General features: G+C 36.7%; 25 protein-coding genes. 15 read left to right on the top strand and 10 right to left on the bottom strand.

Annotation, left to right across the window (positions count from 1 at the left end; translation table 11 throughout):
- Positions 1–7 precede the first annotated feature (7 nt).
- The 11 genes from JML65_RS13195 to JML65_RS13245 all read left to right on the top strand — a co-directional run bounded on the left by JML65_RS13195 (position 8) and on the right by JML65_RS13245 (position 10,225).
- The gene (locus JML65_RS13195; RefSeq protein WP_202271121.1) at positions 8–919 is read left to right on the top strand and encodes a DUF4349 domain-containing protein; all 912 of its coding nucleotides are present in this window, start codon (positions 8–10) and stop codon (positions 917–919) included.
- 155 nt (positions 920–1,074) lie between these two features.
- Positions 1,075–1,950 carry a TraB/GumN family protein gene (locus tag JML65_RS13200; protein ID WP_202271122.1) on the top strand — a complete coding sequence of 292 codons (876 nt, stop codon included), beginning with the start codon at positions 1,075–1,077 and terminating at the stop codon, positions 1,948–1,950.
- 99 nt (positions 1,951–2,049) lie between these two features.
- Positions 2,050–2,484: an RNA polymerase sigma factor gene (locus JML65_RS13205; RefSeq protein ID WP_374709626.1), complete on the top strand. Its 435-nt coding sequence runs from the start codon at positions 2,050–2,052 to the stop codon at positions 2,482–2,484.
- The gene (locus tag JML65_RS13210) at positions 2,474–3,079 is read left to right on the top strand and encodes a hypothetical protein (RefSeq protein ID WP_084087012.1); all 606 of its coding nucleotides are present in this window, start codon (positions 2,474–2,476) and stop codon (positions 3,077–3,079) included. The genes JML65_RS13205 and JML65_RS13210 overlap by 11 nt, the downstream gene beginning before the upstream one ends.
- 195 nt (positions 3,080–3,274) lie before the next feature.
- The gene (gene pgi / locus JML65_RS13215) at positions 3,275–4,915 is read left to right on the top strand and encodes a glucose-6-phosphate isomerase (protein ID WP_115916890.1); all 1,641 of its coding nucleotides are present in this window, start codon (positions 3,275–3,277) and stop codon (positions 4,913–4,915) included.
- Positions 4,916–5,024: 109 nt separating this feature from the next.
- Positions 5,025–5,909: a bifunctional 5,10-methylenetetrahydrofolate dehydrogenase/5,10-methenyltetrahydrofolate cyclohydrolase gene (locus JML65_RS13220; protein ID WP_047491792.1), complete on the top strand. Its 885-nt coding sequence runs from the start codon at positions 5,025–5,027 to the stop codon at positions 5,907–5,909.
- Positions 5,910–5,917: 8 nt separating this feature from the next.
- Positions 5,918–6,547: a 7-carboxy-7-deazaguanine synthase QueE gene (locus JML65_RS13225; protein WP_047491795.1), complete on the top strand. Its 630-nt coding sequence runs from the start codon at positions 5,918–5,920 to the stop codon at positions 6,545–6,547.
- A 42-nt stretch (positions 6,548–6,589) separates the two neighbouring features.
- Entirely contained in the window at positions 6,590–7,960 is a 1,371-nt protein-coding gene (locus tag JML65_RS13230; RefSeq protein ID WP_202271123.1) for an exopolysaccharide biosynthesis polyprenyl glycosylphosphotransferase, read from the top strand.
- A 102-nt stretch (positions 7,961–8,062) separates the two neighbouring features.
- Positions 8,063–8,815: an MlaE family ABC transporter permease gene (locus JML65_RS13235; RefSeq protein ID WP_047491802.1), complete on the top strand. Its 753-nt coding sequence runs from the start codon at positions 8,063–8,065 to the stop codon at positions 8,813–8,815.
- Positions 8,815–9,630: an ABC transporter ATP-binding protein gene (locus JML65_RS13240; protein ID WP_084087006.1), complete on the top strand. Its 816-nt coding sequence runs from the start codon at positions 8,815–8,817 to the stop codon at positions 9,628–9,630. Before JML65_RS13235 ends, JML65_RS13240 begins: the two co-directional genes overlap by 1 nt.
- Entirely contained in the window at positions 9,614–10,225 is a 612-nt protein-coding gene (locus JML65_RS13245; RefSeq protein ID WP_052188686.1) for an outer membrane beta-barrel protein, read from the top strand. Before JML65_RS13240 ends, JML65_RS13245 begins: the two co-directional genes overlap by 17 nt.
- A 37-nt stretch (positions 10,226–10,262) precedes the next feature.
- Here the strand turns inward: JML65_RS13245 and JML65_RS13250 are convergent, their stop codons facing one another.
- Together JML65_RS13250 and JML65_RS13255 are read right to left on the bottom strand one after the other, a co-directional pair.
- On the bottom strand, positions 10,263–10,577 hold the full coding sequence (locus JML65_RS13250; protein WP_047491808.1) for a hypothetical protein: 315 nt from the start codon (positions 10,575–10,577) through the stop codon (positions 10,263–10,265).
- 89 nt (positions 10,578–10,666) lie between these two features.
- Positions 10,667–11,473 (bottom strand): M48 family metallopeptidase, encoded by an 807-nt coding sequence (locus JML65_RS13255; RefSeq protein ID WP_084087004.1) that lies wholly within the window; start codon positions 11,471–11,473, stop codon positions 10,667–10,669.
- Positions 11,474–11,580: 107 nt separating this feature from the next.
- Between JML65_RS13255 and JML65_RS13260 the strand changes: the two genes are divergently transcribed.
- Positions 11,581–12,126 (top strand): DUF4251 domain-containing protein, encoded by a 546-nt coding sequence (locus tag JML65_RS13260; RefSeq protein WP_202271124.1) that lies wholly within the window; start codon positions 11,581–11,583, stop codon positions 12,124–12,126.
- Here the strand turns inward: JML65_RS13260 and meaB are convergent.
- Positions 12,123–13,121, bottom strand: a complete 999-nt coding sequence (gene meaB / locus JML65_RS13265; RefSeq protein ID WP_202271125.1) for a methylmalonyl Co-A mutase-associated GTPase MeaB — start codon at positions 13,119–13,121, stop codon at positions 12,123–12,125. The two genes, JML65_RS13260 and meaB, sit on opposite strands and share 4 nt — an antisense overlap.
- Before the next feature lie 198 nt (positions 13,122–13,319).
- Between meaB and JML65_RS13270 the strand changes: the two genes are divergently transcribed.
- On the top strand, positions 13,320–13,607 hold the full coding sequence (locus JML65_RS13270; RefSeq protein ID WP_202271126.1) for a c-type cytochrome: 288 nt from the start codon (positions 13,320–13,322) through the stop codon (positions 13,605–13,607).
- 20 nt (positions 13,608–13,627) lie between these two features.
- Positions 13,628–13,915, top strand: a complete 288-nt coding sequence (locus JML65_RS13275; protein ID WP_047491822.1) for a c-type cytochrome — start codon at positions 13,628–13,630, stop codon at positions 13,913–13,915.
- 45 nt (positions 13,916–13,960) lie between these two features.
- Here JML65_RS13275 and JML65_RS13280 read toward each other — a convergent pair whose 3' ends face one another.
- From JML65_RS13280 to JML65_RS13295, 4 genes are all read right to left on the bottom strand, one after another.
- Positions 13,961–14,467: a tetratricopeptide repeat protein gene (locus JML65_RS13280; RefSeq protein WP_202271127.1), complete on the bottom strand. Its 507-nt coding sequence runs from the start codon at positions 14,465–14,467 to the stop codon at positions 13,961–13,963.
- Positions 14,454–15,152 (bottom strand): peptide chain release factor H, encoded by a 699-nt coding sequence (gene prfH / locus JML65_RS13285; protein WP_084086997.1) that lies wholly within the window; start codon positions 15,150–15,152, stop codon positions 14,454–14,456. The genes JML65_RS13280 and prfH overlap by 14 nt, the downstream gene beginning before the upstream one ends.
- Before the next feature lie 78 nt (positions 15,153–15,230).
- Entirely contained in the window at positions 15,231–16,622 is a 1,392-nt protein-coding gene (locus JML65_RS13290; protein ID WP_202271128.1) for an RtcB family protein, read from the bottom strand.
- A 27-nt stretch (positions 16,623–16,649) separates the two neighbouring features.
- Positions 16,650–17,387, bottom strand: coding sequence for a hypothetical protein (locus tag JML65_RS13295; RefSeq protein WP_202271129.1), 738 nt, complete (start codon positions 17,385–17,387; stop codon positions 16,650–16,652).
- A gap of 435 nt (positions 17,388–17,822) precedes the next feature.
- Between JML65_RS13295 and JML65_RS13300 the strand changes: the two genes are divergently transcribed.
- Positions 17,823–18,668, top strand: coding sequence for a hypothetical protein (locus JML65_RS13300; RefSeq protein ID WP_202271130.1), 846 nt, complete (start codon positions 17,823–17,825; stop codon positions 18,666–18,668).
- A gap of 59 nt (positions 18,669–18,727) precedes the next feature.
- Here the strand turns inward: JML65_RS13300 and scpA are convergent, their stop codons facing one another.
- From scpA to JML65_RS13315, 3 genes are all read right to left on the bottom strand, one after another.
- Positions 18,728–20,851, bottom strand: coding sequence for a methylmalonyl-CoA mutase (gene scpA / locus JML65_RS13305; protein WP_115916903.1), 2,124 nt, complete (start codon positions 20,849–20,851; stop codon positions 18,728–18,730).
- A gap of 137 nt (positions 20,852–20,988) precedes the next feature.
- Complete coding sequence (locus JML65_RS13310) at positions 20,989–24,039, bottom strand: reprolysin-like metallopeptidase (protein WP_202271131.1); 3,051 nt, start codon at positions 24,037–24,039, stop codon at positions 20,989–20,991.
- Between the two features lie 138 nt (positions 24,040–24,177).
- The gene (locus JML65_RS13315) at positions 24,178–26,280 is read right to left on the bottom strand and encodes a prolyl oligopeptidase family serine peptidase (RefSeq protein WP_115916907.1); all 2,103 of its coding nucleotides are present in this window, start codon (positions 26,278–26,280) and stop codon (positions 24,178–24,180) included.
- Between the last annotated feature and the right edge of the window lie 5 nt (positions 26,281–26,285).

Below are 26,285 nucleotides of genomic sequence, written 5' to 3' on the forward strand. Positions count from 1 at the left end.
TCACACTATGAAAACTACGTACATTACATTATCGCTATCTGCATTTCTTTTATTAGGAATATCTTCATGTAAAAAAGGAGAAGTAGCTTCTACAGAGCTTGAAGCCTATGCCAGTGCAGATTCAACAGCAACCATTGTATCAGACAGCATCTCATCAGTGGCTACGATGAAAGTAAAAGACAAGCAGTTCATCAAAACTGCGGATATTAATATGGAGGTAAAAGATGTTTATAATACAACCCTCTCTATCGAAAAATCAGTTCAGGATCTTGGTGGATTTGTAGTTAAGAGTAATCTTCAAACTAATATCGTTTCGGAAAACACTTATAATACCTCTAATGAAGAAGCGATGCTGATTAAAAAATATCAGACAGAAAATACGATGCAGGTACGTGTTCCCACGGAAAAACTAGGCGAGCTTCTGACCTTGGTTAATAACAATAAACTATTCCTTAATTCCAGATCTGTTAACGCGGAAGATATCACAGCCAGCATTAAATATGCAGAAATGGAAGGTAAGAGAAACCAAAAAACATCTGAAAACATCGGCCAACTGAAAACAGATAAGGATAAAGTAAAGCTTGATGATGAAAACATGGCAGAGGGAAATATCCAAAAACTGACCAGTATGGATACAACTGATAATCTGAAGTACAGTACCGTTGATATCTACATCAAAGAACCCAAATTACGCATTGCAGAAATCGCCATTACCAATACTAACAGTATTGACAATAAATATAAATTCAATTTTATATACCAAGTGAAAGAAGGTTTTGTATATGGATTTTATCTGATTCAGAATATTATAGTAGCGCTTATCAATATTTGGCCTCTCTTACTCATTGCAGGTGTAGGTATTTATTTTTTCAGAAAAAGAAAAACAGCAAAGCATGAGCATTCAAAAATATCGGAATAAAAAAACACCTAACCAATTGGTTATCATTATAATTTTAGATTTTACAACCTCCTTTTTTAAGGAGGTTTTTATTTTTTTTCAAAAAAAACTGTAACGATTGCAGCACCACATTTACCTACTGTTTAAAGAATAAGAAATCAAAAAAAATTAATAATATGAAAAATTTAGTAAAACTTGGATTCGCAGCATTATTATCAATGAATACGATGACCACAAAAGCACAGAAATCAACTCCCAGCAATGACAACAGCCTGCTATGGGAAGTATCCGGAAATGGTCTCTCCAAGCCTTCTTATATTACCGGAACTTTTCATATCTTATGCAGTAAAGATTTTGAAATAAAACCCAAGGTATTGAAAGCTCTTGAGAAATCTGACAATTTTGTCATGGAGATCAATTATACAGATCCTGCTGAAATAAAATCACTACAAAAAATGTATCAGACAGATAAAAAAATATCAGAACAGCTTTCTCCGAATGAAGCCAAAGAACTGAATACAATTCTGGCTGATTATGGGACGGATCTAAAAAGTATAGACTCATCAAGTCCACAAGCACTTTATGCTCTACTTTCTACTAAAGCAATACCATGTCCCCAGACTGAAATAAAGCTCTATGAAATGGAACTTCTCCAGAAAGCAATAAAAGATAAAAAAACGATCAAAGGTCTTGAAAAGGTAGAGGATCAGTTGAAGAGCATTAATGAAGCTTATAATCTGAGAAGTACAATCACCCAACTAAAAATGGGTAAGGAATATGAAATCCTTTTTAAACAAATGATAGAAGCTTTTAAAAATGAAAATATACACTTACTTTATAGTCTTTTTAAGGATGAAAGATTTATGAATACCCAACAGGAAAAAGCAATGCTCACCAACAGAAATCAAAACTGGGTAAAAGCAATGCCTGAAATAATGAAAAACCAAAGCTCTTTATTTGCTGTGGGTGGATCTCATCTTATGGGTGAAAATGGCATTATCCCTCTTCTGCAGTCAAAAGGTTATACTGTAAAGCCTGTATCAAGTTTATAATCATAACCAAACCATGAAACTATTGTGAGTAATCCAACTGAAACAGCTTTTTTAAAGCTTGTCAACCAGCACAAGGGTATTTTGTACAAAGCCTCACGGATCTACGCAGATTCCACTGAGGACCGGGAAGACCTGCAGCAGGAGATTCTTATCCAGCTATGGAAATCTTACCAAAACTTTAAAGGAAACAGTGAATTCTCAACATGGATGTACCGTGTCGCCATCAATACTTCCATTACTTATTTAAAAAAAGAAAAACAGAGAACCAATACCCATACAGACCCTTCTCATCATTTTGAAGTAGCGCAGGAAGACTACAACCCGGCAAAAGATAGGCAGCTGGAAATTTTTTACAGCGCCGTACAGGAACTCAATTCGTTGGAAAAAGCCGTCATATTTTATTTCATGGAGGGGATGTCTCATAAGGAAATCGGAAGCAATCTGGGACTCAGCGAAGGCAATGCCCGCGTAAAACTTAACAGAACAAAAGAAAAAATACAGCAAATCATAAAAAAATCAGGTTATGAATTTTGATCAATTAAAAGAACAATGGAATAATGAAGACCATAACGTCCAAATTCCAGATACTATAGAAAAGCTAAAAGAAAGTAAACATCCTATTTCAAAGATCCAGAAAAACATGAAAAAGGAATTCCCAATGCAGGTGGTTGCCATCATCCTTATTGGTTTTTTCCCTCTTCAACTGGGATTCCCATCTTCGCAATACATCATCTACTATATATCTTATACGATGATGGTTGTTATATCCTCTTATTATCTTTATGGATTTTATAAGTTTTATAAACAAACTGAACTGTATACAGGCAATACTAAAAACAGTCTTTGGAAGATATATCATGAGCTGAGATTGAATATGGAAAGATATCAGTCTTTCGGGTTTTTGTTACTCCCTCATTTTCTTATCACCATTGGCCTAGAGATCTATAATCTTTTGGAAAAAAAGGGAAAAACCCTGTCTGAACTTACCAATTCCTATCAGCAAGCTTTGATAATAGCCGTATTATTGGGAACACTTTCTATTGTAGTAAGTATTGTTCTATGGACAAAATATATCTATGGACGCAATGCCAATCAGCTGGAAAATATCCTGAATGAAATGGATGAATAATATAAACCAAATCTTCTAATCAGTGAAAAAAAACAAAGCCCCGGATCCTATCTGAGGCTTTGTTCTTTAAAAAAATGTTATTTATCATCTTCAAATTTATTTGAGGTTTTATTTTTCCTTAAATTTGCAGATCAGAAATAAAGTCTTATGAATTTTTAAAAATGTTTATTCTCTGAACTCTAATTCCCGAAAAATATGCTATCAAAAATAAATCCTATACAAACTAACAGCTGGAAAGCTCTTGACGAACATTTTGCAGGAAACGATTTTGACCTGAGAAGCCTTTTCCAGTATAATCCGAATCGTTTTTCAGAATTTTCTTTACAAAAGGACAATTATCTTTTTGATTATTCTAAAAACTTAATTGATTCGAGAACAAAAGAACTTCTGTTACAGCTGGCCGAAGAATGTCAGTTGAAAGAAGCCATTTCAAAAATGTTCTCTGGTGATAAAATCAACGAGACAGAAGGAAGAGCAGTATTGCATACCGCGTTAAGAGATTTTTCTGACCGCGAAATTCTTGTAGACGGTGAAAATATCAAACCACAGATCAAAAGAGTTCTTGACCACATGAAAGCCTTCTCCGAAAAAATCATATCTGGAGAACACAAAGGTTTCAGTGGAAAAGAGATCACGGATGTCGTGAATATAGGTATTGGAGGTTCAGATTTAGGACCGGTCATGGTATGTTCTGCTTTAAAGCATTTTAAAACCAGACTGGATGTTCATTTTGTATCCAATGTAGATGGCAATCATATCGCAGAGGTAGTTAAAAAATTAAACCCTGAAACCACTTTATTCATCATTGCTTCCAAGACCTTTACGACCCAGGAAACAATGACGAATGCGAACTCAGCAAAAGACTGGTTCCTGAAAGCTGGAAAACAGGAAGATGTAGCAAAACACTTTGTAGCCTTATCTACCAACATCGAGGAAGTTAAAAAATTCGGAATTGCAGAAGAAAATATTTTTGAATTCTGGGATTGGGTAGGCGGAAGATATTCGCTTTGGAGTGCTATCGGATTAAGCATTGTCCTTGCTGTAGGATATGAAAATTTCGAACAGCTGTTAAGAGGTGCTTTTGATACCGACCAACACTTCCAAACTGCAGACTTCTCCGAAAACGTTCCGGTTTTAATGGGACTTTTAGGAATCTGGTACCGTAATTTTTATGCGGCGACCAGCTACGCTATTCTGCCATATTCTCAGTATTTAGACAGGTTTGCAGCTTATCTTCAGCAGGGAGACATGGAAAGCAATGGAAAATGCGTAGACAGAAACGGAGAATTTGTAGAATATGAAACCGGACCAATTATCTGGGGAGAACCGGGAACAAACGGACAGCATGCATTTTACCAACTGATCCACCAGGGTACCGAATTGATTCCGGCAGACTTTATAGCTTATGCAAAAAGCGCTAACGAGGTATCTGATCACCAGGAAAAATTGCTGGCCAACTTCTTCGCTCAAACAGAAGCCCTTGCTTTTGGTAAAACTGAAGAAGAAGTAGAACAAGAGCTTATCAATGCCGGGAAATCCGATGAGGAAATAGACCGACTGTTGAACTTTAAGGTCTTCCATGGAAACACACCCACTAACTCAATGATATTCAAAGAACTAACCCCATTTTCACTAGGACAACTTATTGCCATGTATGAGCATAAAATTTTTGTTCAGGGGGTGATCTGGAATATTTTCAGCTTCGATCAGTTTGGAGTGGAATTAGGTAAAGTCTTAGCTAATAAAATCCTTCCGGAACTGGAGAACAATGAGCCCATAGACTCACATGACAGCTCTACCAACGGATTGATTAATTATTATAAAGAAAATAAATAGTCTATAAAAAAGAAGATTCCGGAGAAATCATGTAGAGAAAGAAGAGGCTGGTGAATTTCAGGATATCATTGTATTCAATAAAATCTAAATAAAAGTAAAAAAAGTAAAAATGGCAGAAATTCTTGACGGACTTAAAGTATCCAAAGAAATAAAAGCAGAGATCAAGGTTGAAGTAGATAAGATCCTTGAAAGCAAAAGAAGAGCACCCCACTTAGTGGCAATTCTTGTTGGAAACAACGGGGCAAGCAAGGCTTATGTGAATGCTAAAGTAAAAGACTGTGAAGAAGTAGGATTTCAATCCAGCTTGGTTAAATTTCCAAGTACGGTTTCTGAATCTGAATTGCTGGAAAAAATTGACGAACTGAACAAATCTAAAGCAGTAGATGGATTTATCGTTCAGCTACCTTTACCAGATCAGGTGGATCAGGAAAAAATTATCAATGCAATCGATCCAAGAAAAGATGTGGATGGATTCCACCCTGAAAACTTTGGAAAGATGGCTTTGGAAATGGATACTTTCTTACCGGCTACCCCTTTTGGTATCTTAACTTTACTGGAGAGATACAACATTGAAACTAAAGGAAAAGACTGTGTAATTATCGGAAGAAGTAAAATTGTAGGAAGACCAATGAGTATTCTTATGGGAAGAAAAGATTTCCCTGGAAATTCTACGGTTACCCTTACCCACTCTTACACTAAAGATATTGAAGAATATACTAAAAAAGCAGACATTGTAATTACCGCTTTAGGAGATCCTCATTTCTTAAAAGGAGAAATGATCAAAGATGGTGCTGTGATTGTTGACGTAGGAATTACAAGAGTAGATGATGATTCTCCAAAAGGATATTATCTGGCAGGTGATGTAGATTTTGACAGCTGTGCAGCTAAAGCAAGCTGGATCACTCCGGTACCTGGAGGAGTAGGCCCTATGACAAGAGCAATGTTAATGAAAAACACCATCATTGCTTATAAAACTTCGGTCTATAATGACTAATTTTAAAAATGAACAAAGAAGAAGATATTTTATTAAAAGAAGGTAAAATGCTCCCTGTAATGGAGCATTTTTACACTTTACAGGGAGAAGGAGCCCATACGGGAAAAGCCGCCTATTTCATCAGATTGGGAGGTTGTGATGTAGGATGTCACTGGTGTGATGTAAAAGAAAGCTGGGATCCTGAGCTTCATCCTTTGATGAATGCTACAGAGATTGCTGAAACAGCAGCTAAACATTGTAAAACTGTTGTTCTGACAGGAGGAGAACCCCTTATGTGGAACTTAGAGATTCTTACCTCTAAATTAAAAGAATTAGGATGTACTATTCATATTGAAACTTCTGGAGCATATCCTATGAGTGGACATTTGGACTGGATCACTCTTTCCCCGAAGAAAACAGGATTACCAAAAGAAGAGATTTATCAAAAGGCTCATGAGCTTAAAGTCATCATTTTCAATAACAACGACTTTAAATTTGCTGAAGAACAGGCTGCAAAAGTTTCTGACAAGTGTAGGCTATACCTTCAAAGCGAATGGAGTAAGAGAAATGACATGTATCCAAAGATTACGGATTTCATTCTGGAACATCCGGAATGGCAGGCCTCTGTTCAGACCCATAAATACCTGAATATCCCATAAAAACACGTAAATTAGCTAGTCGTATTTTTTAAAAACTGATAGATGCAGAGAATTCGATACTCTAGATACCTGAAATCGATTATTATTTTGCTTGACCTAATGGTTATTGCATCTATCTTCATATTTTTTTTTATAAGCAGAAACGAAAGTTTAAAATACCATAAGGAAACCTGGTATCAAAATATTTTTTCTCTGATTTTGTTATTTTTGTTCTGGGTACTTTTAAGTGGTAGGACAAAAATTTACAATATTCCAAGGAATCTGACCTATACCCTTTTCCTTGAACGCCTTTTTATCCATTTCCTCTTTTTTATACTGGGAGTTCTGCTTATTGGAAAAGTAAGTAAAAATGTTTTTTTCAATTCTGATATTTACTGGCTTTCGTTTTACCTTTTGGCTTTTATTTTTCTGGCAAAATCTATCATTTATTTTACCATTAAGTATTTCCGTTCATTGGGTATCAATTATAGGAATGTAATGTTCCTGGGAAATAACGATTCTACGGGGATCCTTAAAAATATATTTGAAGCCAGAAAAGATTATGGATATCGGATATTTGAATATGAATACGCAGATATAAATACGGATGAATTAGTTAGTTTTTGGAAAAAAAATGGGATACATACCCTATTTTTATCCACAGAAAATTCATTTAACGAAAATACGGAAACAAAAATTTTTAAGCTGGCAGAAGATCATAAGGTGCATATCTCGTTAATTCCGAGTATAACACAAAGTGATTTTTTCCTTTATGATCTCGGATATATCCAGACCCAACCCGTTCTTAACCAGGCAAGATATCCATTAGATTATTACTCTAATTTTCTGATGAAAAGAACTTTTGATATTGTTTTTTCCATTATAATATTAGTTTTCATCTGCTCCTGGGCATTCCCCATTATTGCTATTTTAATCAAAGCAAGCTCTAAAGGTCCGGTTTTCTTCCTGCAAAAAAGGTATGGCTTCCACGAAGAAGTCTTCAACTGTTTAAAGTTCAGAACCATGGTGCCCAATGATGAATCTGCTACCAGTACGACCAGGGAAAATGATTCAAGAATTACTAAAGTCGGGAAGTTCCTGAGAAAAACCAGTATGGATGAGCTTCCTCAGTTTATCAATGTACTGAAAGGAGAAATGTCCGTCGTAGGCCCACGCCCTCATATGCTGGCCGTAGATAATTATTATAAGCCGAAAATCGGAAGATATAGCTTAAGAAGTATGGCCAATCCTGGGATTACAGGTCTTGCACAGGTAAGCGGTTTGCGGGGTGATTTTGGAGATGTGGAAGTAGAAATGAAAAAGCGGGTTCTGGCAGATGCATTCTATGTAAGAAACTGGAGTTTCGTATTGGATATGGTTATTATTTTAAAAACAGTCTTATTGGTTATAGGTGGAGATAAAAACGCAAAATAAGGTGTAAAGCAATAGAAAAAAAATTCAATTTTAACACTTATCTGGGTTCCTGTCTTGGTATCAACCTTAGCCCAATTCAATAAAAAAGTCTAATTTAGCGCTATGTTAAAAAAGTTTTTCACAGCAGTAGGGGAATACATGATTCTACTGGGAAAATCCTTACAGAAACCTCAGAAAATGAAGGTTTTCTGGAAGCTGTTCATGAGAGAAATTAATGATTTAGGGGTCAATTCTTTTGGCCTTGTTATCTTCACTTCTATATTCGTAGGGGCAGTAGTTGCCATTCAGATGTTCAACAATTTTGATGCATCGTCGTTTCCTATTCCTCCTTCATTTGTAGGATATGCCACAAAAGCAGTACTTGTTTTAGAGTTTGCTCCTACAATTATCAGTTTAATTCTGGCCGGTAAAGTAGGCTCTTATATTGCTTCCAGTATTGGAACAATGAGAGTTTCCGAGCAGATAGATGCATTAGACATTATGGGAGTTAACTCACCTAATTTTTTGATTTTTCCTAAAATTATTGCCTGTATGCTTTTTAACCCTCTGCTTATCGCCATCAGTATCGTATTTGGTATCGGCGGCGGATATATTGCAGGGATCTTAACAGGAAACTGGACAGAAAACGATTATATTGTAGGAATTCAAATGTATATGCCTAATCTCTTTATATATTATGCATTTAGCAAAACTATTGTTTTTGCTTTCATCATTGCTACCGTTCCTTCTTATTTCGGATATAATGTAAAAGGTGGATCTCTGGAAGTTGGTAGAGCCAGCACGCAGGCTGTGGTATGGACAATGGTATTCATTATCATTTCGGAATTAATTTTAACCCAATTAATATTAAGCTAATGATTGAGGTAAAAGATCTTAAGAAAAGTTTTGGAGATGTTGAAGTACTTAAGGGAATTTCAACTTCATTTGATAAAGGAAAGGTAAATCTGATCATTGGACAAAGTGGTTCCGGGAAAACGGTTTTTCTTAAAAGTCTATTGAATGTTTATATGCCGTCATCCGGAGAAATCTTATTCGACGGAAGGAATGTCAATACAATGACAAGAGACGAAAAACAACATCTTCGTTCAGAAATTGGAACGGTATTCCAGGGAAGTGCCCTATTTGATTCTTTAACTGTGGAAGAAAATATTATGTTTCCACTGGATATGTTTACCAATCTTACCTATAGAGAGAAAAAGAAAAGGGTTTTTGAGGTAATAGGCAGAGTTCACCTTGACAAGGCTGATAAAAAATATCCATCTGAAATCTCTGGAGGAATGCAGAAAAGGGTAGCCATTGCAAGAGCCATTGTAAACAATCCTAAATATTTATTCTGTGACGAACCCAATTCAGGGTTAGATCCATATACTTCCAAAATCATTGATGATCTTCTCTATGAAATCACCAAGGAATATAATACGACTACGATCATCAATACACACGATATGAACTCTGTAATGACGATTGGTGAGAAAATTGTATATCTGAGATTAGGAATCAAAGAGTGGGAAGGAAATAAAGATATCCTGATCACTGCAGGCAATAAAAATCTGATCGATTTCGTTTATTCTTCAGAACTGTTTAAAGAGCTGCGAGAATATTTGCTTGAAAATAATAAAACAATTGAAAATACAAATACAAAAATAGACGATAATGAAAAAGGCACTTAGTATAGCATTAATAGGGTTTTCAATGTGGGCTTCAGCACAGATCTCACTGGCAGGTAAAGCCAATTTAATATTTCCTACAGGCTCTCCTTCATGGTCAAACATCAAAGGAACTGTGAATGATGCTATTGAAGGAACAGGAAAAAATAATGTAGGTTTCAATGTGGGGCTTTCCCTAAAAGTAGGTCTTCCTACTTCATTATTTGTAATGCCTGAAATCTATTATACTCACTTCAAAAATGAGTTCACAACAGAGAATACAACTTTTGATGTAAAAAGCAACCGTATAGACGTTCCGGTTCTTTTAGGGTATAATCTTTTAGGAAATATGCTGGGCGTATTTGTAGGTCCGGTAGGAAGCTTTAATTTGAGCAAGGATAATACTTACAATGACTTCAAAGAAAATTCCAAAAACGATTTTACAGTAGGATACCAGTTTGGAGCACAGCTTGAAATTAAGAAGCTGATTGTCAATGCAAGGTATGAAGGAGCATTCAGTAAGGATGAAAGAAACTTTATCAATAAGGTTTCAGGATCTGAGATCAGATATGACAACAGACCTAACTTATTTATGGTAGGTTTAGGGTATAAGTTTTAATCAACTATCGAAAATAACAACTTTAAATCCTCAAATTTTATATTTGAGGATTTTTATTTTGACTTTCTTCAAGCTCTGCCTGTCTTTTAGCAATCTCAGCAGCCTGTTTTTCAAGGTCTTCTTTATCCTTTTGCAACTGCTTGAATTCTTTTTTCTTTTGTTCTGCTTTTATAGCACTTCCTTTACTTACATAGCCTACCATTCCTCCAATAATTAATCCTATTCCTACTCCTGCCATCATCCCCATAATATGAGAAATTTTAATCTGCTCTACAGCAAAATCAGTAGTTAAATAAAAAAGTAAAGCGGAAACAGCTAACAGTATAAGTCCGGTAATTGATAAACTCTTCATAATATTGTGTTTGGGTGGTTAATTAAAAAAGCCTTACCAAATTTACTAAAAATTTAATAAGGCTTACTCAAGATTAAAATTCTATACGATTATATTTTCCCGCCAGCAGCCTTATAATATTCTAAAGCTTTAGGAAGGTCCTTATTAATATCTGAAATTCTGGTTTCCGGATTCGGGTGGGTAGACAGGAATTCCGGCTGTCTGTTTCCTGAAGATGCAGCTTCCATTCTATTCCAGAAAGGAATCGCAGCTCTAGGATCATATCCTGCCATAGACATCAGATAAAGTCCCATTTCATCGGCTTCAGACTCTTGTCCTCTTCCGTATTTCAATAAAGCAACCTGAGATCCGATAGGATATACCTTTTGAAAAACACCTGCCCATTGTGCATTTGAAATAGTTCCTCCCAAAATAGCTCCTCCGTATTGTGCTACCATAGCCTGAGAAATTCTTTCATTTCCGTGTCCTGCCAATGCATGGGAAACTTCATGTCCCATTACTACAGCAAGTCCGTTATCATCTTTCGTTACCGGCAAAATCCCTGTATAAACAGCCACTTTACCTCCTGGCATACACCATGCATTCAACTCACTACTCTGCAAAAGATTAAATTCCCAGTTGTAGCTGGAAAGATCTGCCGATCTTCCAATGCTCTGATAATATCTTTCTGCTGCGTTTTTAATTCTACTTCCAACATTTGCCACTCTCTTTGCATCTGCCGTACCGGTAATCACTTTACCTTTAGACAATGTCGTTCTGTATTCCTGCGCAGACATTGTTAAAATTTCCGAGTTGTTGGCCAACTGTAACGATGATCTCCCGGTAATCGGGTTCGTAGTACAGGCAACAGCCGACAGAGCAATAGCTCCTATTCCAAATAGATGTGTAACTTTCATAGTTTGAGTGTTAATAATTCAACCTTAACAATTTTTATTCCAAAACAGTATGAAAAAAATATATTTGCATACATTTTGCTATTTAAAATTAATAATTTAATTCGATCATGAAAAAGTTTATTTCTTTCTTATTTGCTTTTGGATTGTTGTTCTTTTTTCAGAACTGCGCTTCTCAAGGTTCAGTAGATCCAAAAACAGTAGAAACTTTAGTGGATTCACAGGAGTTTACATTCTATGCACAAAGGGCAAATCCTACAAACTATGATGTGATCAACGTGATGAATTCAATGCCGAATTCCACAGCTACAAGAGTACTGAATCTGAATGGGGATTACACGATTGATCTCAGTAAAAATAATATGGTTGTCGTTCTTCCTTATTTTGGAAGAGCATTTAGCCCTAATTACGGAAATCCCGATCAGAATAGCTACAGATTTACATCAAAAGATTTTACCGTAAAGAAATCACAAACTAAAAAAGGAAAATGGGTTCTCAAGATCAGACCTAATGATGTAAGTAACGTTAGTGACATCAATATTGAGATCTTCAAAAATGGTAAAGCATTTGTTTCAATAGGAAGTAGTGACAGACAGCCTATTACCTATGATGGATATATTGGAAAAACTGAAATAAAAAAAGATAAGGAAAACTAATCCTTATTTTCTTTAGATTTAGATAGAAACATTTCAACAAATAATTTTGCTTCAGTGCTTGGGCTTGAAACCATCTCTGAAGCATTTTTTTTGTGCATCAGATAAGCTTCTTCCATGGATTCACTTTTTTTCATCAAGGCTAGAATATATTCCTGAACCCAATATTCAAACCTTTTTTCGGCCTGTAGAATGCGGATTTCTTCAAACCGACCACTTTTTTTCTTCAGCTCAATAAATTCAGTGATTGTATCATATATTTCTTTCAAGCCTTCATTATGCAAGGCAGATCCCAATAAAACGGGGATTTTCCATCCTTTTTCCTTAGGAGGAATAAAATCTAACGCTCTTTTTAATTCTAATCTTGTGTTTTTGGCTTTCTGAAAATTATCCTGATCTACTTTATTGATAAAGATTAGATCTACCATTTCCATGATTCCACGTTTTATCCCCTGAAGTTCATCTCCGCCGCCGATAATTTTAAGAAATAAAAAAACATCTGTAATATCTGCAACCAATACTTCCGACTGTCCTACTCCAACAGTTTCAATGAGTATATAATCATAACCTGCAGCTTCGCAGATCATCATGGTTTCAAAAGTTGTATTGGCAACTCCTCCTAAGAACCCAGAGCTTGGGGAGGGGCGAATGAAAGCATTTTCTTCTTTGGCAAGTTCTTCCATCCTGGTTTTATCTCCCAAAATACTTCCTTTATTGATAGAAGAGCTGGGATCAATGGCTAAAACAGCAACTTTTTGACCCTGGGCAATAGCCAGTCTTCCGAAATTTTCAATGAAAGTAGATTTCCCTGCACCGGGCACTCCTGTAACGCCTACTCTGACAGATTTTCCCGTAAGGGGCATTATTCTTTTCAGAAGTTCTTCTGCCTGCATCCTGTGCTCTGCCTTTTTACTTTCAACCAATGTAATAGCTTTTGCAATCAGGCGTTTGTTTCCTGATCGTATTCCTTCTATTAAGTCTTCTGTAGAAAATTTCATTGGTTCAAAAATAATTAATTAAATGGGAATGGCCAATAATTAATGGGGAATGATGAACCAGAAATGGCTTATCATTTGAGCAAAAATCTATTTCCTGTATGTTTTTAATTTTTATTTCTTCTAAATTAAAACTACAACGCCGCGTATCAATGGCTTAGAGAATTTGTTACATTTGTTATCTATCAAAAAATAAGAAACATGAAAAAATTCATCGCTGTGGCGTCATTTACTTTCATTTTATTGGTTTCCTGTACACCAAAAGCATCTACATCTGCTGTGGGATCTTCAACCTCAACGGCAGAACAAATTGCTCAGGGAAAAACAATTTTTGAAAATTCATGTGCAAAGTGTCATAAATTACCCGATCCTACCTCTCACAATCCTGTACAATGGGTAGGAATTATGAATTCTATGGCTCCAAAAGCAAAATTAAACGATGAACAGCACCAATGGGTTTATGATTATATCATTTCTGTGAAAAAATAACACCAAATCCCAATAGCTTTATGAAAAAACTTATCTTAACCGGCATCGCAGCATCAGCATTTCTGGTATCCTGCGGACCAAAAAGTGTGGCTGTAACAGGGCCAAAGTATACCTCATCTGAGCAGTTGGCACAGGGAAAAACCATTTTTGAAAACTCCTGTGCAAAATGTCATAAGCTGCCAGAACCTACCAAGCATGACGACAAGGGATGGATCAACACTTTAAGCAGAATGGCTCCAAAGGCTAAACTGACTGATGACCAGCATCAAATGGTGTATGACTATCTGATCTCTGTAAATAAAAAATAAGCTTTCTAACGAAAGCTTATTTTTTTAATATGGTTTGAAAACAGATTATTCCGTCTTTTTTCTTGTTCTTGCTCTGGCTGCCTTTGCTCTCACAAATTTTTCTCTTTCTTCAAGTGCTTCAAGCGTAGTTTTGCAGTAAGTGAATTGTTTGGCTTCTTTAAGGATTTCCAAGGCTGGTTTATACTCATTTTTTCTTTCCAGTAAGAAAGATTTACAATTCAGGATTTCGGCCTTATCAATTCCTTTTATCTTAAGAGCAAATTCAATAAGTTTTTCTGCTTCTTTATAATCTTCATTATTCAAAAGACATTCAATGTAATATTTGGGGATATTGATATTTCCGATATTACTCTGCATGGCTTCATCAAAGTATTTTTTAGCTGTTTCATAATCCTTCAATTCTTCCGAATATACTCTTCCCATCAAACAAAGGCTGTCTGCATCTTCGGGTTCATAGGACAAGGCATAGTTCAGAGCATCCATACATTCAGAAAGATTGAATGGAAAATAGTCTAATGCTTCAAAATAGTATTTACTTTTAGTTAAGGTCATTTCTGTAGTTTTTGAGTTCGTTTTTTAAGACATTCCTTTGTTTTCTAAACGTCCTGTCTTCGTAATTCTTTTTAAAATCTGTTCCTGAAAATGTCCGAACCGGATTTCCACGTTCCACCTGCATCTGAAGAGACCAGGTTTCTTTCAGCTTTCTTTCCAGTTGTTGAATATAAACTTCCATTACCTTCTCTTTGAGTCTGATAACAGATCGTTTTTTATTCTCCAGCTGCGAACGCGAATCCTGTACAAACACGGTTTCTCTAGTAGGAATATGGGTGGCACGCACAGCAGTATTCACTTTGTTTACATTTTGTCCGCCGCTTCCCTGACTTCTCGCTGTTTGAAACCGGATATCTTTTTCATTGAAATCAATCATTTTTACATCTTCAAGTTCAAAGATTCCGATAAACCAATTGCTTCTTTTATTGAGTTTCCTGAATGTACTTTTTCCTATCCAGCAAACACTTCCCAGCCAGTTTTTTAAAAACAGGTTTAGGTCTTTTCCTTTTAAAAGCAGGGTCACAGACTTTAATGTCAGGTTTTCATCACCGTTTTCACGATGAATGATTTCGTATTCTATTGTATTTTGTTTTAATTCTTCAAGAAAGGTCTTCAGAACCTTGGCTACTACCCATTGGCATTCTAAAGGTCCTCTTCCTGAAGTTATTTGTATTAATTTTTCCATTGTTTACGTATTGAAAGCTGTTGGTTTACAGCTAACAGTCAAGCTCTCTCAACTGTTAACTACAAACCATAAGCTTAATTATCGGTCCATTCTCACGATTCTTGGTTGAAATGTCCCTAAAATATCTACCAGCCCGCTCTGTGCATTCATCACTTCATTGATATCTTTATAAGCCATTGGAGCTTCTTCAGCATTTCCCCCCATTAAGGTAACGTTCTTCAGTTTCAGTTCCTTTTTAATATCATTTTGAGTGAAAAGACTTCTGCATACCCCTCTGGAGTGCGCTCTTCCTGCCCCATGTGATGCAGAGTTCAGAGAATCCGGATTTCCTTTTCCACGAACAATAAATCCTTTTGCCGTCATAGACCCGGGAATCATTCCCAGCTCATTCTCATTGGCTGGAGTAGCCCCTTTTCTGTGAACAATCACTTCTTTCCCATGATGAATTTCCTTCCAGGCAAAGTTGTGATGGTTTTCAATTCTGGCTTTTACTCTGCCCCCTACAGCTTTCACCAATCTTCGGTGAATATCATCATGACAGGCAGAGGCATAGTCTCCCGCAAGGTTCATAGCCGTCCAGTATTCCAATCCAAGATGGGTACTAAGGTCTAGCCATGCAAATTGCTGGGCTTCTTTTGGCAGCGGACACTGTTCTACAGCCACTCTCGAATAATACTGGGCAATCTCTGCTCCCAGTCCTCTGGAGCCGCTATGAGAGAGAATTCCCAGATATCTTCCTTTCGGTAATCCGATCTGTTCATCCTCTTCAGTAATCTCTACTTCTCCAAATTCCACGAAATGATTTCCACCGCCTGATGATCCCATTTGTTTAATGGCTTTGCCTTTTAATCTTCTAAGAATTGGAATATGATCAAAGGTATCTCTATCAAAGATTTCGTGATCTATATGGGATTTATGAGTTTCATACATCCCAAATTTGGTATGTTCCGCAAGAGCCTTTTCATATTTATCTCTTGCTCCGTTAAGATATGAAACCGGTGTATCCAAAATACTGAGGCTCATCCTGCATCCGATATCCATCCCAACTCCGTAAGGAATCACTGCATTTTCCACGGCAAGAACTCCCCCGATCGGAAGACCATAGCCACTGTGTGCATCGGGCATCAAAGCTCCCTGGACCGATACCGGTAGTTTTAAAGCAGTATACAGCTGATTTTTTGCTTCTTCCGAAATATTGCTCCCAAAGATCTGGAAAGAAGCACGCTGAGTATTCAGCATCCTTTTTTCTGTTTTTTTGGATGAAAGCAGGCTCTCTGCAATCTGCCCAAAAGTCAGATCCTTTTCAAAATTTTCCGGATGTACCAGTATTTCCTTTAAAAGAGATTTCACATGGTGAATATTTTTAGTTGCAAAATTTCTTTTCATGACTTCCAAAGCCACATTAACGCTTTGATTACTGGGGTAGCCCAGTTTTAATATATCTTTTCCTTTTAGTTTTAAATTTCCCATTGTTTTTGTTTTAAATAATAACAGGACCTATACGTCCATAAAGCTTTCTGCAATCTCTGTTGCAGACATTCTGCAGTTTATATATTTCCTGCTTTTGATAAGATGTAAGTCTTCTTTTTTCGTTCGCCATGAATTTGATTTACCATACATTGTTTTGTGAACAATTCCGGCAACGGTATGGTCCCTTAAATAAGATTCCAGTTCCGCGTATTCTTTTTCCAGTTCAAAGTCTACAGGTTTATAGTGGGTAATCATATTGACCTTTACACGTAAAATAAACCTCCATGGCTCAGTAAATTCGTAGTACACTTCATTGCATTTCCGATAGGGACAATATTCTTCGTATTTCAGAAAATATCGTCGCTCTTGAACACTGAGTCCAAATTTTGGATCATTCCAAGACAAGGAAGAAATACGTTTCAGTTTTTGCTCTTTTTCTACATATATTCTTTTACCGAATTTTCTCTTTTTCTTAAGAAACTGACGGCTTTCGGAGTACATATAGGTATTGATTTTCTTTAGAATTCCTTCGAAAAACTCTCCGTCTTGGGATCTCATTACATCGTCCCTGACGACAAAGAACCTTACAAATCCCCTTTGATAAGGATTATCTAAAGGAATCCATGGGATATTTCTTTTTATATCCCTAAGCTCTTCACTACGTTTATACTTTTTTCTTATTTGCTTTATTACATCTTTTCTAATAATTCTTTTCCTGCTTCTGACGCTTCTAAGGCGGGAAAACAGAAGGTTATCATTTTCCATTTTAAGACACCAGATATCGATACAAGATCAACGATGATGAGCTTGTAAAACATCTGTTTTTTTTCAACTTAAATTTTAGTTGAATAATTTTACAATGATGAACAAGACGAAGTTTTAATCATAAAGATTCCTTCATTCTGTCCTTAATGACACTGAAAAGATTTCGGGGAAACGTGAGTTTGAAATATTGCGCAATAAAAAACCCGAAATCTCTACGACTTCGGGTTCTGATATTTCATTGTACTGTTATTCTATGAGTATACCAAACCACGAAGCCTTACCACCATAAGTGGCAATCCAACTGTAGAATTCTGTTTTGTTCTGAACATTGCTTCGTTGTTTTTTAATGGTTAGACTTGATTTTCAGATGCAAATATAAAATTATTTTTTTAATCACCAATTCTTTTTAAATCTTATTTTTGTGAAAAACAATTTATGTATAAACTTTTATTAGGCTTGCTTCCCTTGCTTTTTGTTGCATGTAAGAAGGAAAATCCTGTAAAAAAAGAAGAAGTAAAAACAACTGACACCGCCTGCAATTCGTCTCATTTTATGAAAAAGATTCTGGAGTTAGATGAAATGAAGACTCAGGCTAAATTTTTGGATTCAGTAACCCATGGAAAAAGCAGAATTGCTTTTTTGGTAGACAGTACAAGGGTGAAAAATGTCTGGGAATACTCTTTTTCTGCCGGTTATAATGGTCCAGACCGTTTTGAAACCTATCATATTTTTTATGCTTCAAGTGACCAGTGCAACGCTCTAAAGATTGCAGAACCTGTATCCGGGGAGACTCTTTCTATAGAGGAATGGAGAAAACGTAAAGATGAGCCTGTAGAAATGGAGTCCTCTTTAAAAAAAGGCCTCTACAGTTTACCTGTAGAGAGTCTTCCGCAAGTGGATGTGAAGTTTTTGGAAACAGATTTTCTCATAGAAGGATCAGAGCAATACAGCTGCGGAAATCCTATGTTCAGATATTTTCCTTTAACTCGGTATAAAAATATTGAACTGGTTCTGGTTCCTATGGATTGTGGTGATTTTGACTACCGGTATTATCTTCTTACGGTATTGAATAACAAAATAATCGGAGAACTTTATGTGGAAGGACTTTGGTTTGATCCGGGAAAGGATGATAAAATCGAAGAATTCAGCAGCTATGAAATCAGTAAGAGTGGGAAGGTTACTGTAACTACAGAACAAAAGCTTGACGGAAATCCTCAAAAAACAACGGATACTTATTATCAGATTATGGATGATGGTCATATCAATCCAATAAAAAAATAAAATAAAAAGGCTGTTTTCCATGTTGAGAAACAGCCTTTTGTTTATTCTTGATTTATCATTCAGATTTTTGCCAACAGTCTTTCTAAGATTTCCACGGCACATTTGGGAAGGTTTGTTCCCGGCCCAAAGATAAAGTCAGCTCCATTAGCATACAGGAACTCATAATCCTGTTGCGGAATTACTCCTCCTACCACAATGGTCACATCATCTGCTCCCAATTTTGACAACTCTTCTACAACCTGTGGTACCAATGTTTTGTGTCCTGCAGCCAGTGAAGATACTCCCAGGATATGGATATCGTTTTCAATGGCTTGTTTTGCCACTTCTTCCGGAGTCTGGAACAATGGCGCTACATCAACGTCAAATCCCATGTCTGCAAATGCCGTAGCCACCACCTTTGCTCCTCTGTCATGCCCGTCCTGCCCCATTTTGGCAACCATAATTCTCGGACGGCGTCCTTCTTCTTCTTCAAACTTCTGAGTAAGATTAAGGGCTTTTTCAAAGTATTCATTTTTACCGGCGTTCATAGCATATACTCCAGAGATTGTTTTAATGTTTGCTTTATATCTTCCAAAGGTCTCTTCCATGGCATCACTCATTTCGCCAAGGGTAACTCTTCTTTTTGCGGCTTTGATACATAAAGCTAACAGGTTTCCTTTGCCTGTCTTAGCGCTTTCACGGATCTCATTTAAAACCTGTTCAACATCTTCAGCATTTCTTTCTGCTTTGATGGTATTCAATCTTTCGATCTGCTTTCTGCGAACTTCTGTATTATCAATATCCAGGATTTCTATTCCATCCTGTTTCAGTGAGGTTTTGAATGAGTTGACTCCAATAATAAATTCTTCCCCACTATCAATCTTGGCTTGTTTTTTTGCAGCAGCTTCTTCAATTCTCATTTTAGGAATTCCGGCTTCAATAGCTTTGGTCATTCCTCCCTCCTGCTCTACCTCATCAATATACCTCATCGCTTCCTCTATCATCTGCTGAGTAAGGCTTTCTACAAGATTACTTCCTCCCATCGGATCTACCACATCACAAATTCCGCTTTCCTGCTGAAGGATGATCTGTGTATTTCTGGCAATTTTCGCGGAATAATCCGTAGGAAGAGCGATAGCCTCATCCAATGCATTGGTATGCAGGGATTGCGTTCCGCCTAATGCTGAAGATAGTGCTTCAATAGCTGTTCTTGTAATATTGTTGAAAGGTTCCTGCTCCGTCAGAGACCATCCGGAAGTTTGCGAATGGGTTCTTAAGGCTAAAGATTTTGGATTCTGAGGATTAAACTGCTTTAAAAGAGTCGCCCAGATATATCTTGCAGCCCTCATTTTAGCAATTTCCATAAAATGATTCATCCCGATTGCCCAGAAAAATGACAGTCGTGGCGCAAAATCATCTACATTCATACCGGCCTTAATCCCTGTTCTTACATATTCTAGGCCATCTGCAAGCGTATAGGCCATCTCCAGGACCGGAGTAGCACCCGCTTCCTGCATATGGTATCCTGAGATGGATATCGAGTTAAATTTGGGTATATTTTGTGAGGTATATTCAAAGATATCTGCAATAATCTTCATAGAAGGTGCCGGTGGATAGATATAGGTATTTCTCACCATAAATTCTTTCAGGATATCATTCTGAATAGTTCCAGAAAGGAGTTCCTGTTTTACGCCCTGCTCTTCGGCAGCAACGATATAAAAAGACAGAATAGGGAGCACCGCTCCATTCATCGTCATGGAGACAGAGATCTGATCCAAAGGGATTTCATTGAAGAGTATTTTCATATCTTCCACAGAGTCTATGGCAACGCCTGCTTTTCCCACATCACCTACTACTCTTGCATGATCAGAATCATATCCCCTGTGGGTAGCAAGGTCAAAAGCAACCGATAGTCCTTTTTGCCCCGCTGCCAGGTTTCTTCTGTAAAATGCATTAGATTCTTCTGCTGTGGAAAACCCGGCATACTGTCGGACTGTCCATGGTTTCTGAACATACATCGTGGAATACGGGCCTCTCAGATAAGGTTCAATTCCCGGAGAAGTCTGTGTTAAAGATTCATCTTTTACATCTTTTTTTTCATAAGATGACTTAAGCTCTAATCCGTCTTTTTCAAAATTGTATATTTCTCTTTCCTGAGGTAATACATTAAAATCCGGCTTTTTCACAGAAATTGTCTTTCGCATTCCAATAATTTTTGTCTGCGTAAAGTTAATTTTTTTGAATGAAACACAAAACTTCTGTTAACATTCTATTTATCTAAAACTTAGCCACAAAAAAGGCCGGGCAAATGCCCGGCCTTTATGATAGATATACGCTTTGCTTATTTTTTGATAAGCTTAGTATTGTACGTATTTTTCTCGTCTTTGATTGTTACTACATACATTCCTTTAACTAATGAAGCAACATTGATTCTACCTTCAATCTTACCTTCCTGAACCAATCTACCGTCTGCACTGTAGATTTTGTAATCTGCTTTACCTTTAAGGTTTTTCACTTCTACAAAAGTATCAGCAGGGTTAGGGTAGATAGATACTTCAGAAGTTTTTGTACTGTTTACTTCACCTACTGCCAGGTTCCCTGCAATTTTAACCGGGAAATCTTTAAATGAACCAACTGAATAGATTCCTCCACCTTCTAAATAAGATGGGCTACTACATGGTCCGCTAGCAGTAACAAAAGAGGTATTTGCCACTCTCATTCTTAAAGTTTTATCCCCCGAATAAGTGTCTCCAGGAACAGTAAATGTCATTGTTCCTGCGTTTAGTGAGTTAGCATCAGGAGTAGCACTATTAGATCCAATCTTCTCTGTACTTTCGAAAACACCATTCCTGTTGTAATCGATCCATACTTCTACGTTGTCAGGATAGTTATCATCTCCAATTTCGTTACCTATACCAATGTAAGACAATGTATATTGCGTTCCCTGAGTAAGGTTAATCATTTTGGTCGTATCTTCACTGAAATCTAAATAAGTTCTGAAGATACTCTTATAAGTTGCATCTAAGTAAGCCAAATTAGCTACGTTTAATTTAGCTAAACCACTATTAAGTGTAAAGCTTGCAAAACTATTTCCACCAGTACTCATTAAGCAATAATCTGCTCCTGTTCTTAGTCCTTTAGTTTTGAATGTATAATTATTTGAAAAAGCTCCAGGAACAGAGTTTACAACAGCAGCAACCTGTACTTCATAATTAGTTTCATCTTCAAGAGCGTTTAGCAATACAGAATTAGTAGGGCTCGTAGTATTGGTCCAGTTAGTAACTCCTGCTTTTCTATAATTAATAGAATAGGTAGCACCAGGAACACTATTCCAGCCTACAACAGCCGTGTTTTTCAATATATCCGCAGCAATCGCAGATACTCCTGTTGGCGCATCTGTAGTTGAAGTTGGTGCAGTACCAATAGCAACTTTTGGAGATACTGCATAGAATATATTTCCAATTGCAGAAATTTTTAATTTAATAGGACCTGTAACACCAGAAGGGATCTGGCCAGTATAACTTCCTGTATTAGGAGTAGAAGCTACAAGCTCTGTCCATGAAGATCCGTTTACAAGATCCGTTGTGTATTCTATTTTTACGTTAGCTACATTGTATGGTGCAGAGTTAGTATTCACTACATCCCATGAAATTGTATTAGCAGCATTATTGTATAGTACTGTAGCTTCAGTAAGACCTTTAAATTTGAAAGGGCCATCATCTTTAACATTAACTGTAGTTTCCGCCGATACTAACATTGGGGTAGCATTTTCGTCCCTAACAGTTACCGCATACTTAAGAGTTCTTGGAATATAAGAAACGGTTTCCCATTTTGTTTTATCTGTTAAATTCCCTGACATTACTATAGGAAGGCTTGGAAAATATCTTCTTCCACTGGCTGTTCCAAAATAAGATCTTGTCAATGCTCCCTGAGAATTATATCCCCAACCACTGTCACCGGATATTGAATGGTAAGAATCAGCACTGTCATATTGTTCCCATGTATATTTAATAGGATCAGCATCTGTAGCTGCAGCATCCAGATAATAAGCAGTACCTTTAGGAATATTATAAGCAGTAAGAGGTGAAATTACCGGAGCTGTATTGGTTGTTATATCCTGCCACACCCCGCATGTTGTCTTGCCATCCAGCTTGTTTAATACCTGGTTCACAGACGAATAATGGAAATAGGCATCAGTAAAGTTCTGTACATTATCTCCTGTAATTCCAGCATATCCCATTATGGTAGTACCACCACCTGGTTCTATGTTTACTCCCGATCCTTCTGAGTTGTGTGAAAATGTATGGTTTGCACCTAGCTGGTGTCCCATTTCATGAGCTACATAATCAATATCAAAAGCATCTCCCAATGGAGTTGTATTCTGTGTAAAAGCAGAACCTTTAGCTAAAGAAGTTGCCGTTGCAGGGTTATTACATGTTGTTCCTATACCTCCTGCATTACCGTTACCTCCTGCTGCATTGAATACGTGTCCCATATCATAGTTGGCATTTCCGACCTGTTGGGTTAGCGTCTGCTGAAGCTGTAGATTTAAATTATTGGTATAAGGGTCTGCAGCAGGATCAATATATATGATATTGGGAAGATCCTGGATCAAAGCTTTAATTCCAAAATCTTTCTGAAAAATTCCGTTTACACGGGTCATTGTATTATTCATCGCTACGAGTGCAGGAGCTCTCTTTTCAGCATCTGTAGCGGTAGCAGGTACCCCTGCCTGGTTCATAAAATATTGGGTATACTCTCCTGATGCAGAAAGAGCCAATCTATACGTTCTGAATTTTGTACTTGCTGGTCTGTTGGTATTCCCAACATTCATGTTAGAAAGGTTTTTTTTTCCGTAAGCTTCTAATGACTTTATATCTTTAAGGCTCTTCTCTTCCGTGGTACATTCAAATCCATGTTCTCCTTCCGTTCTCTTTGTTTTATAGAAAACACCATATACTTGCTTATCTGTAGTAATAGGCTCAATAAACTGGAATTTCCCATCTTTAATAATCATGGACTGCATTTCCGTTGGAGAAGTACTGAATCTTAAATATTTAGACGGATCGTCTACCCCAACTCCCATATAAGATCCTAGCTGATATCTGTCTGCCAGAGATTTCTCCATTACAGGATCACTATATACAGCAAATCTTTCAATCTTCCCTTCTGCTGTAGGTAAAGAAACAATAACCGCCTGAGCTCCTTTTCCTGTTTCCACAGCATCCTTTAAAACGCTCCTAAGAGACTGTAAATCTAGTCTATAAGAATGTTGAACTTCTACTTCTTTTCTGATTTCGGACGTTCTTTGTGATGCAGGCGTCCACCTTTGTGCATTAAAGCTGGATAGCCCAGCCGCTAGTGCACAAACTAGTAAAATTCTTTTTTTCATAATTACTTAATTGAATAAAAATTAGTAAACTTTAAATATCCATGGTAAAAATACTAATTACAATCAAAGTAACCTCTAAAAAAACGACTGATTTTTAATAAAATCAGTCGTTTTTGTTATTTTTTTATTATTTATCTATTATTTCTTAATTCCCATCTCATACAAAGCAAACGATATGAGATCCGCATTTTCAGCAATCACTTGTTCTGTAGATCTTCCTGCGCCATGACCTGCATTTTTTTCTATTCTTAATAAAATAGGATTTTTACACGCCTGCTTATCCTGAAGTTCTGCTCCGAATTTGAATGAGTGAGCCGGAACTACCCTGTCATCGTGATCACTTGTAATAATCATTGTAGATGGGTAACACGTACCAGCTTTTACGTTGTGAACCGGAGAATATGATTTAAGATATTCAAACATCTCTTTATTATCTTCCGCTGTTCCATAGTCATAAGCCCAACCGGCACCGGCAGTAAATTTATTATATCTCAACATATCCAAAACGCCAACTCCCGGGAATGCTACTCTTGCTAAATCCGGACGGATAGTCATGGTCGCTCCTACCAATAATCCTCCGTTTGATCTTCCTGAAAGGGCCATATATTCTTTTGAAGTATAGCCTTTACTTTGCAGGTATTCTCCGGCAGCAATAAAGTCTTCGAAAACGTTTCTTTTCTGCATTTTGGTTCCGGCATCATGCCATTTTTTTCCATATTCACCCCCACCACGGATATTTGGAACGGCATAAATACCACCATTTTCCATCCAGATGGCATTCACTACAGAGAAAGAGGGCTGTAAACTGATATTGAAACCTCCATAAGAATATAAAATAGTAGGGTTTTTACCATCAAGCTTAGTTCCTTTTTTATAATTAATCATCATAGGAACCTTTGTACCATCCTTAGAAGTATAGAATACCTGTTCAGATACATAATCTTCAGGATTAAATTTCACTTTCGGCTTCTGGTAAACTTCAGATTTACCCGAATCTACATTAAATTTATAGGTGGTTCCCGGGGTGATATAATTACTGAATGAATAATATACTTCTTTTTCCTTTTCTTTTCCTCCAAAACCGGAAATATTTCCTTTTCCAGGAAGTGTTATTTCTCTGATTAATTTTCCTGTCTTATCAAATTGTTTTACCTGATCAATGGCATCAATCATATACGTAGCAAAGAAATATCCTCCTCCCTGGGTAATCCCCAACACATTTTCAGTCTGAGGAATCACATCTTTCCAAGTTTCAGGAGCTGGATTTTTAATTGAGGTTTTCACAAGACGCATATTCGGAGCATCTTTATCTGTAGAAATAAAAAGATCATCTCCTTCTGTATCTACGATACTGGCATTAATATCAAATCCTTTTGTAATCTGTACAAAGTCTCCTCCATTCTTTAAATCTTTAATATACAATTCATTTCCATTGGTTGCATTGGCCGCAGAAATAATCAGAAATCGTTGATCTTCAGAAACATTTGCTCCCAGATATCTTCTTGGGGTTTTCTCGCCACCGAAAATCAGCTTATCTTCAGACTGCTTGGTTCCCAGTTTATGAAAATATACCTTATGCTTATCCGTCATCCCAGAAAGCACCGTTCCTTCTTTTGGTTTATCATAACTTGAATAATAGAAACCTTCGTCTCCCTGCCATGAAATACCACTGAATTTCACATCTAATAAGGTTTCATCAATCTGCTTTTTTGTAATCGCGTCAATGATGATAATTTTGTTCCAGTCACTTCCTCCTTCCGAAATGGAATAAGCAGCTAAATTTCCTTTTTTATTAAATGAAAGCTGTGAAAGTGAAGTGGTACCTTTTTCTGAAAATTTATTAGGATCTAAAAATACTTCTGTTGCTTTGGTCTTATTGTCTGTTCTATACAAAACAGACTGTGCCTGTAAACCATCGTTTTTAGAATAATATGTATAATCTCCTTCTTTGAAAGGGGCTGAAATTTTCTCATAATTCCAGATCTCTCTCAGCTGATCTTTAATTTTATCTCTGAATGGAATTTTTGAAAGATAATTCTGGCTGTAGGCTACTTCTTCATCCACCCATTTTTTAGTAGGCGCCGAATCATTTTCCAAATCTCTGAAAGGATCAGCTACAGCACTCCCAAAATAGGTATCAGTCTGGCTTCCTTTTAATGCTTTAGGATAATTCATTTTTTGAGAATAAAAAGATGCTGAAAACAGAACTCCAGCAGTTAATAATATAGGTTTAAAATTCATAGTGA

This window comes from Chryseobacterium sp. KMC2 (assembly GCF_016756935.1).
GTDB lineage: Bacteria > Bacteroidota > Bacteroidia > Flavobacteriales > Weeksellaceae > Chryseobacterium > Chryseobacterium rhizosphaerae.

Excerpts from the sequence above, each read along its gene's own strand:
- JML65_RS13235 (WP_047491802.1), top strand. The coding sequence starts at position 8,063 with ATGTTAAAAAAGTTTTTCACAGCAGTAGGGGAATACATGATTCTACTG.
- JML65_RS13310 (WP_202271131.1), bottom strand. The coding sequence starts at position 24,039 with ATGAAAAAAAGAATTTTACTAGTTTGTGCACTAGCGGCTGGGCTATCC.
- JML65_RS13295 (WP_202271129.1), bottom strand. The coding sequence starts at position 17,387 with ATGGAAAATGATAACCTTCTGTTTTCCCGCCTTAGAAGCGTCAGAAGC.
- pgi (WP_115916890.1), top strand. The coding sequence starts at position 3,275 with ATGCTATCAAAAATAAATCCTATACAAACTAACAGCTGGAAAGCTCTT.
- JML65_RS13255 (WP_084087004.1), bottom strand. The coding sequence starts at position 11,473 with ATGAAAGTTACACATCTATTTGGAATAGGAGCTATTGCTCTGTCGGCT.
- JML65_RS13280 (WP_202271127.1), bottom strand. The coding sequence starts at position 14,467 with ATGACCTTAACTAAAAGTAAATACTATTTTGAAGCATTAGACTATTTT.
- JML65_RS13230 (WP_202271123.1), top strand. The coding sequence starts at position 6,590 with ATGCAGAGAATTCGATACTCTAGATACCTGAAATCGATTATTATTTTG.
- JML65_RS13270 (WP_202271126.1), top strand. The coding sequence starts at position 13,320 with ATGAAAAAATTCATCGCTGTGGCGTCATTTACTTTCATTTTATTGGTT.
- JML65_RS13300 (WP_202271130.1), top strand. The coding sequence starts at position 17,823 with ATGTATAAACTTTTATTAGGCTTGCTTCCCTTGCTTTTTGTTGCATGT.
- JML65_RS13195 (WP_202271121.1), top strand. The coding sequence starts at position 8 with ATGAAAACTACGTACATTACATTATCGCTATCTGCATTTCTTTTATTA.
- JML65_RS13225 (WP_047491795.1), top strand. The coding sequence starts at position 5,918 with ATGAACAAAGAAGAAGATATTTTATTAAAAGAAGGTAAAATGCTCCCT.
- JML65_RS13200 (WP_202271122.1), top strand. The coding sequence starts at position 1,075 with ATGAAAAATTTAGTAAAACTTGGATTCGCAGCATTATTATCAATGAAT.
- JML65_RS13260 (WP_202271124.1), top strand. The coding sequence starts at position 11,581 with ATGAAAAAGTTTATTTCTTTCTTATTTGCTTTTGGATTGTTGTTCTTT.
- JML65_RS13250 (WP_047491808.1), bottom strand. The coding sequence starts at position 10,577 with ATGAAGAGTTTATCAATTACCGGACTTATACTGTTAGCTGTTTCCGCT.
- JML65_RS13245 (WP_052188686.1), top strand. The coding sequence starts at position 9,614 with ATGAAAAAGGCACTTAGTATAGCATTAATAGGGTTTTCAATGTGGGCT.
- JML65_RS13220 (WP_047491792.1), top strand. The coding sequence starts at position 5,025 with ATGGCAGAAATTCTTGACGGACTTAAAGTATCCAAAGAAATAAAAGCA.
- scpA (WP_115916903.1), bottom strand. The coding sequence starts at position 20,851 with ATGCGAAAGACAATTTCTGTGAAAAAGCCGGATTTTAATGTATTACCT.
- JML65_RS13275 (WP_047491822.1), top strand. The coding sequence starts at position 13,628 with ATGAAAAAACTTATCTTAACCGGCATCGCAGCATCAGCATTTCTGGTA.
- JML65_RS13240 (WP_084087006.1), top strand. The coding sequence starts at position 8,815 with ATGATTGAGGTAAAAGATCTTAAGAAAAGTTTTGGAGATGTTGAAGTA.
- JML65_RS13290 (WP_202271128.1), bottom strand. The coding sequence starts at position 16,622 with ATGGGAAATTTAAAACTAAAAGGAAAAGATATATTAAAACTGGGCTAC.
- JML65_RS13210 (WP_084087012.1), top strand. The coding sequence starts at position 2,474 with ATGAATTTTGATCAATTAAAAGAACAATGGAATAATGAAGACCATAAC.
- meaB (WP_202271125.1), bottom strand. The coding sequence starts at position 13,121 with ATGAAATTTTCTACAGAAGACTTAATAGAAGGAATACGATCAGGAAAC.
- prfH (WP_084086997.1), bottom strand. The coding sequence starts at position 15,152 with ATGGAAAAATTAATACAAATAACTTCAGGAAGAGGACCTTTAGAATGC.
- JML65_RS13315 (WP_115916907.1), bottom strand. The coding sequence starts at position 26,280 with ATGAATTTTAAACCTATATTATTAACTGCTGGAGTTCTGTTTTCAGCA.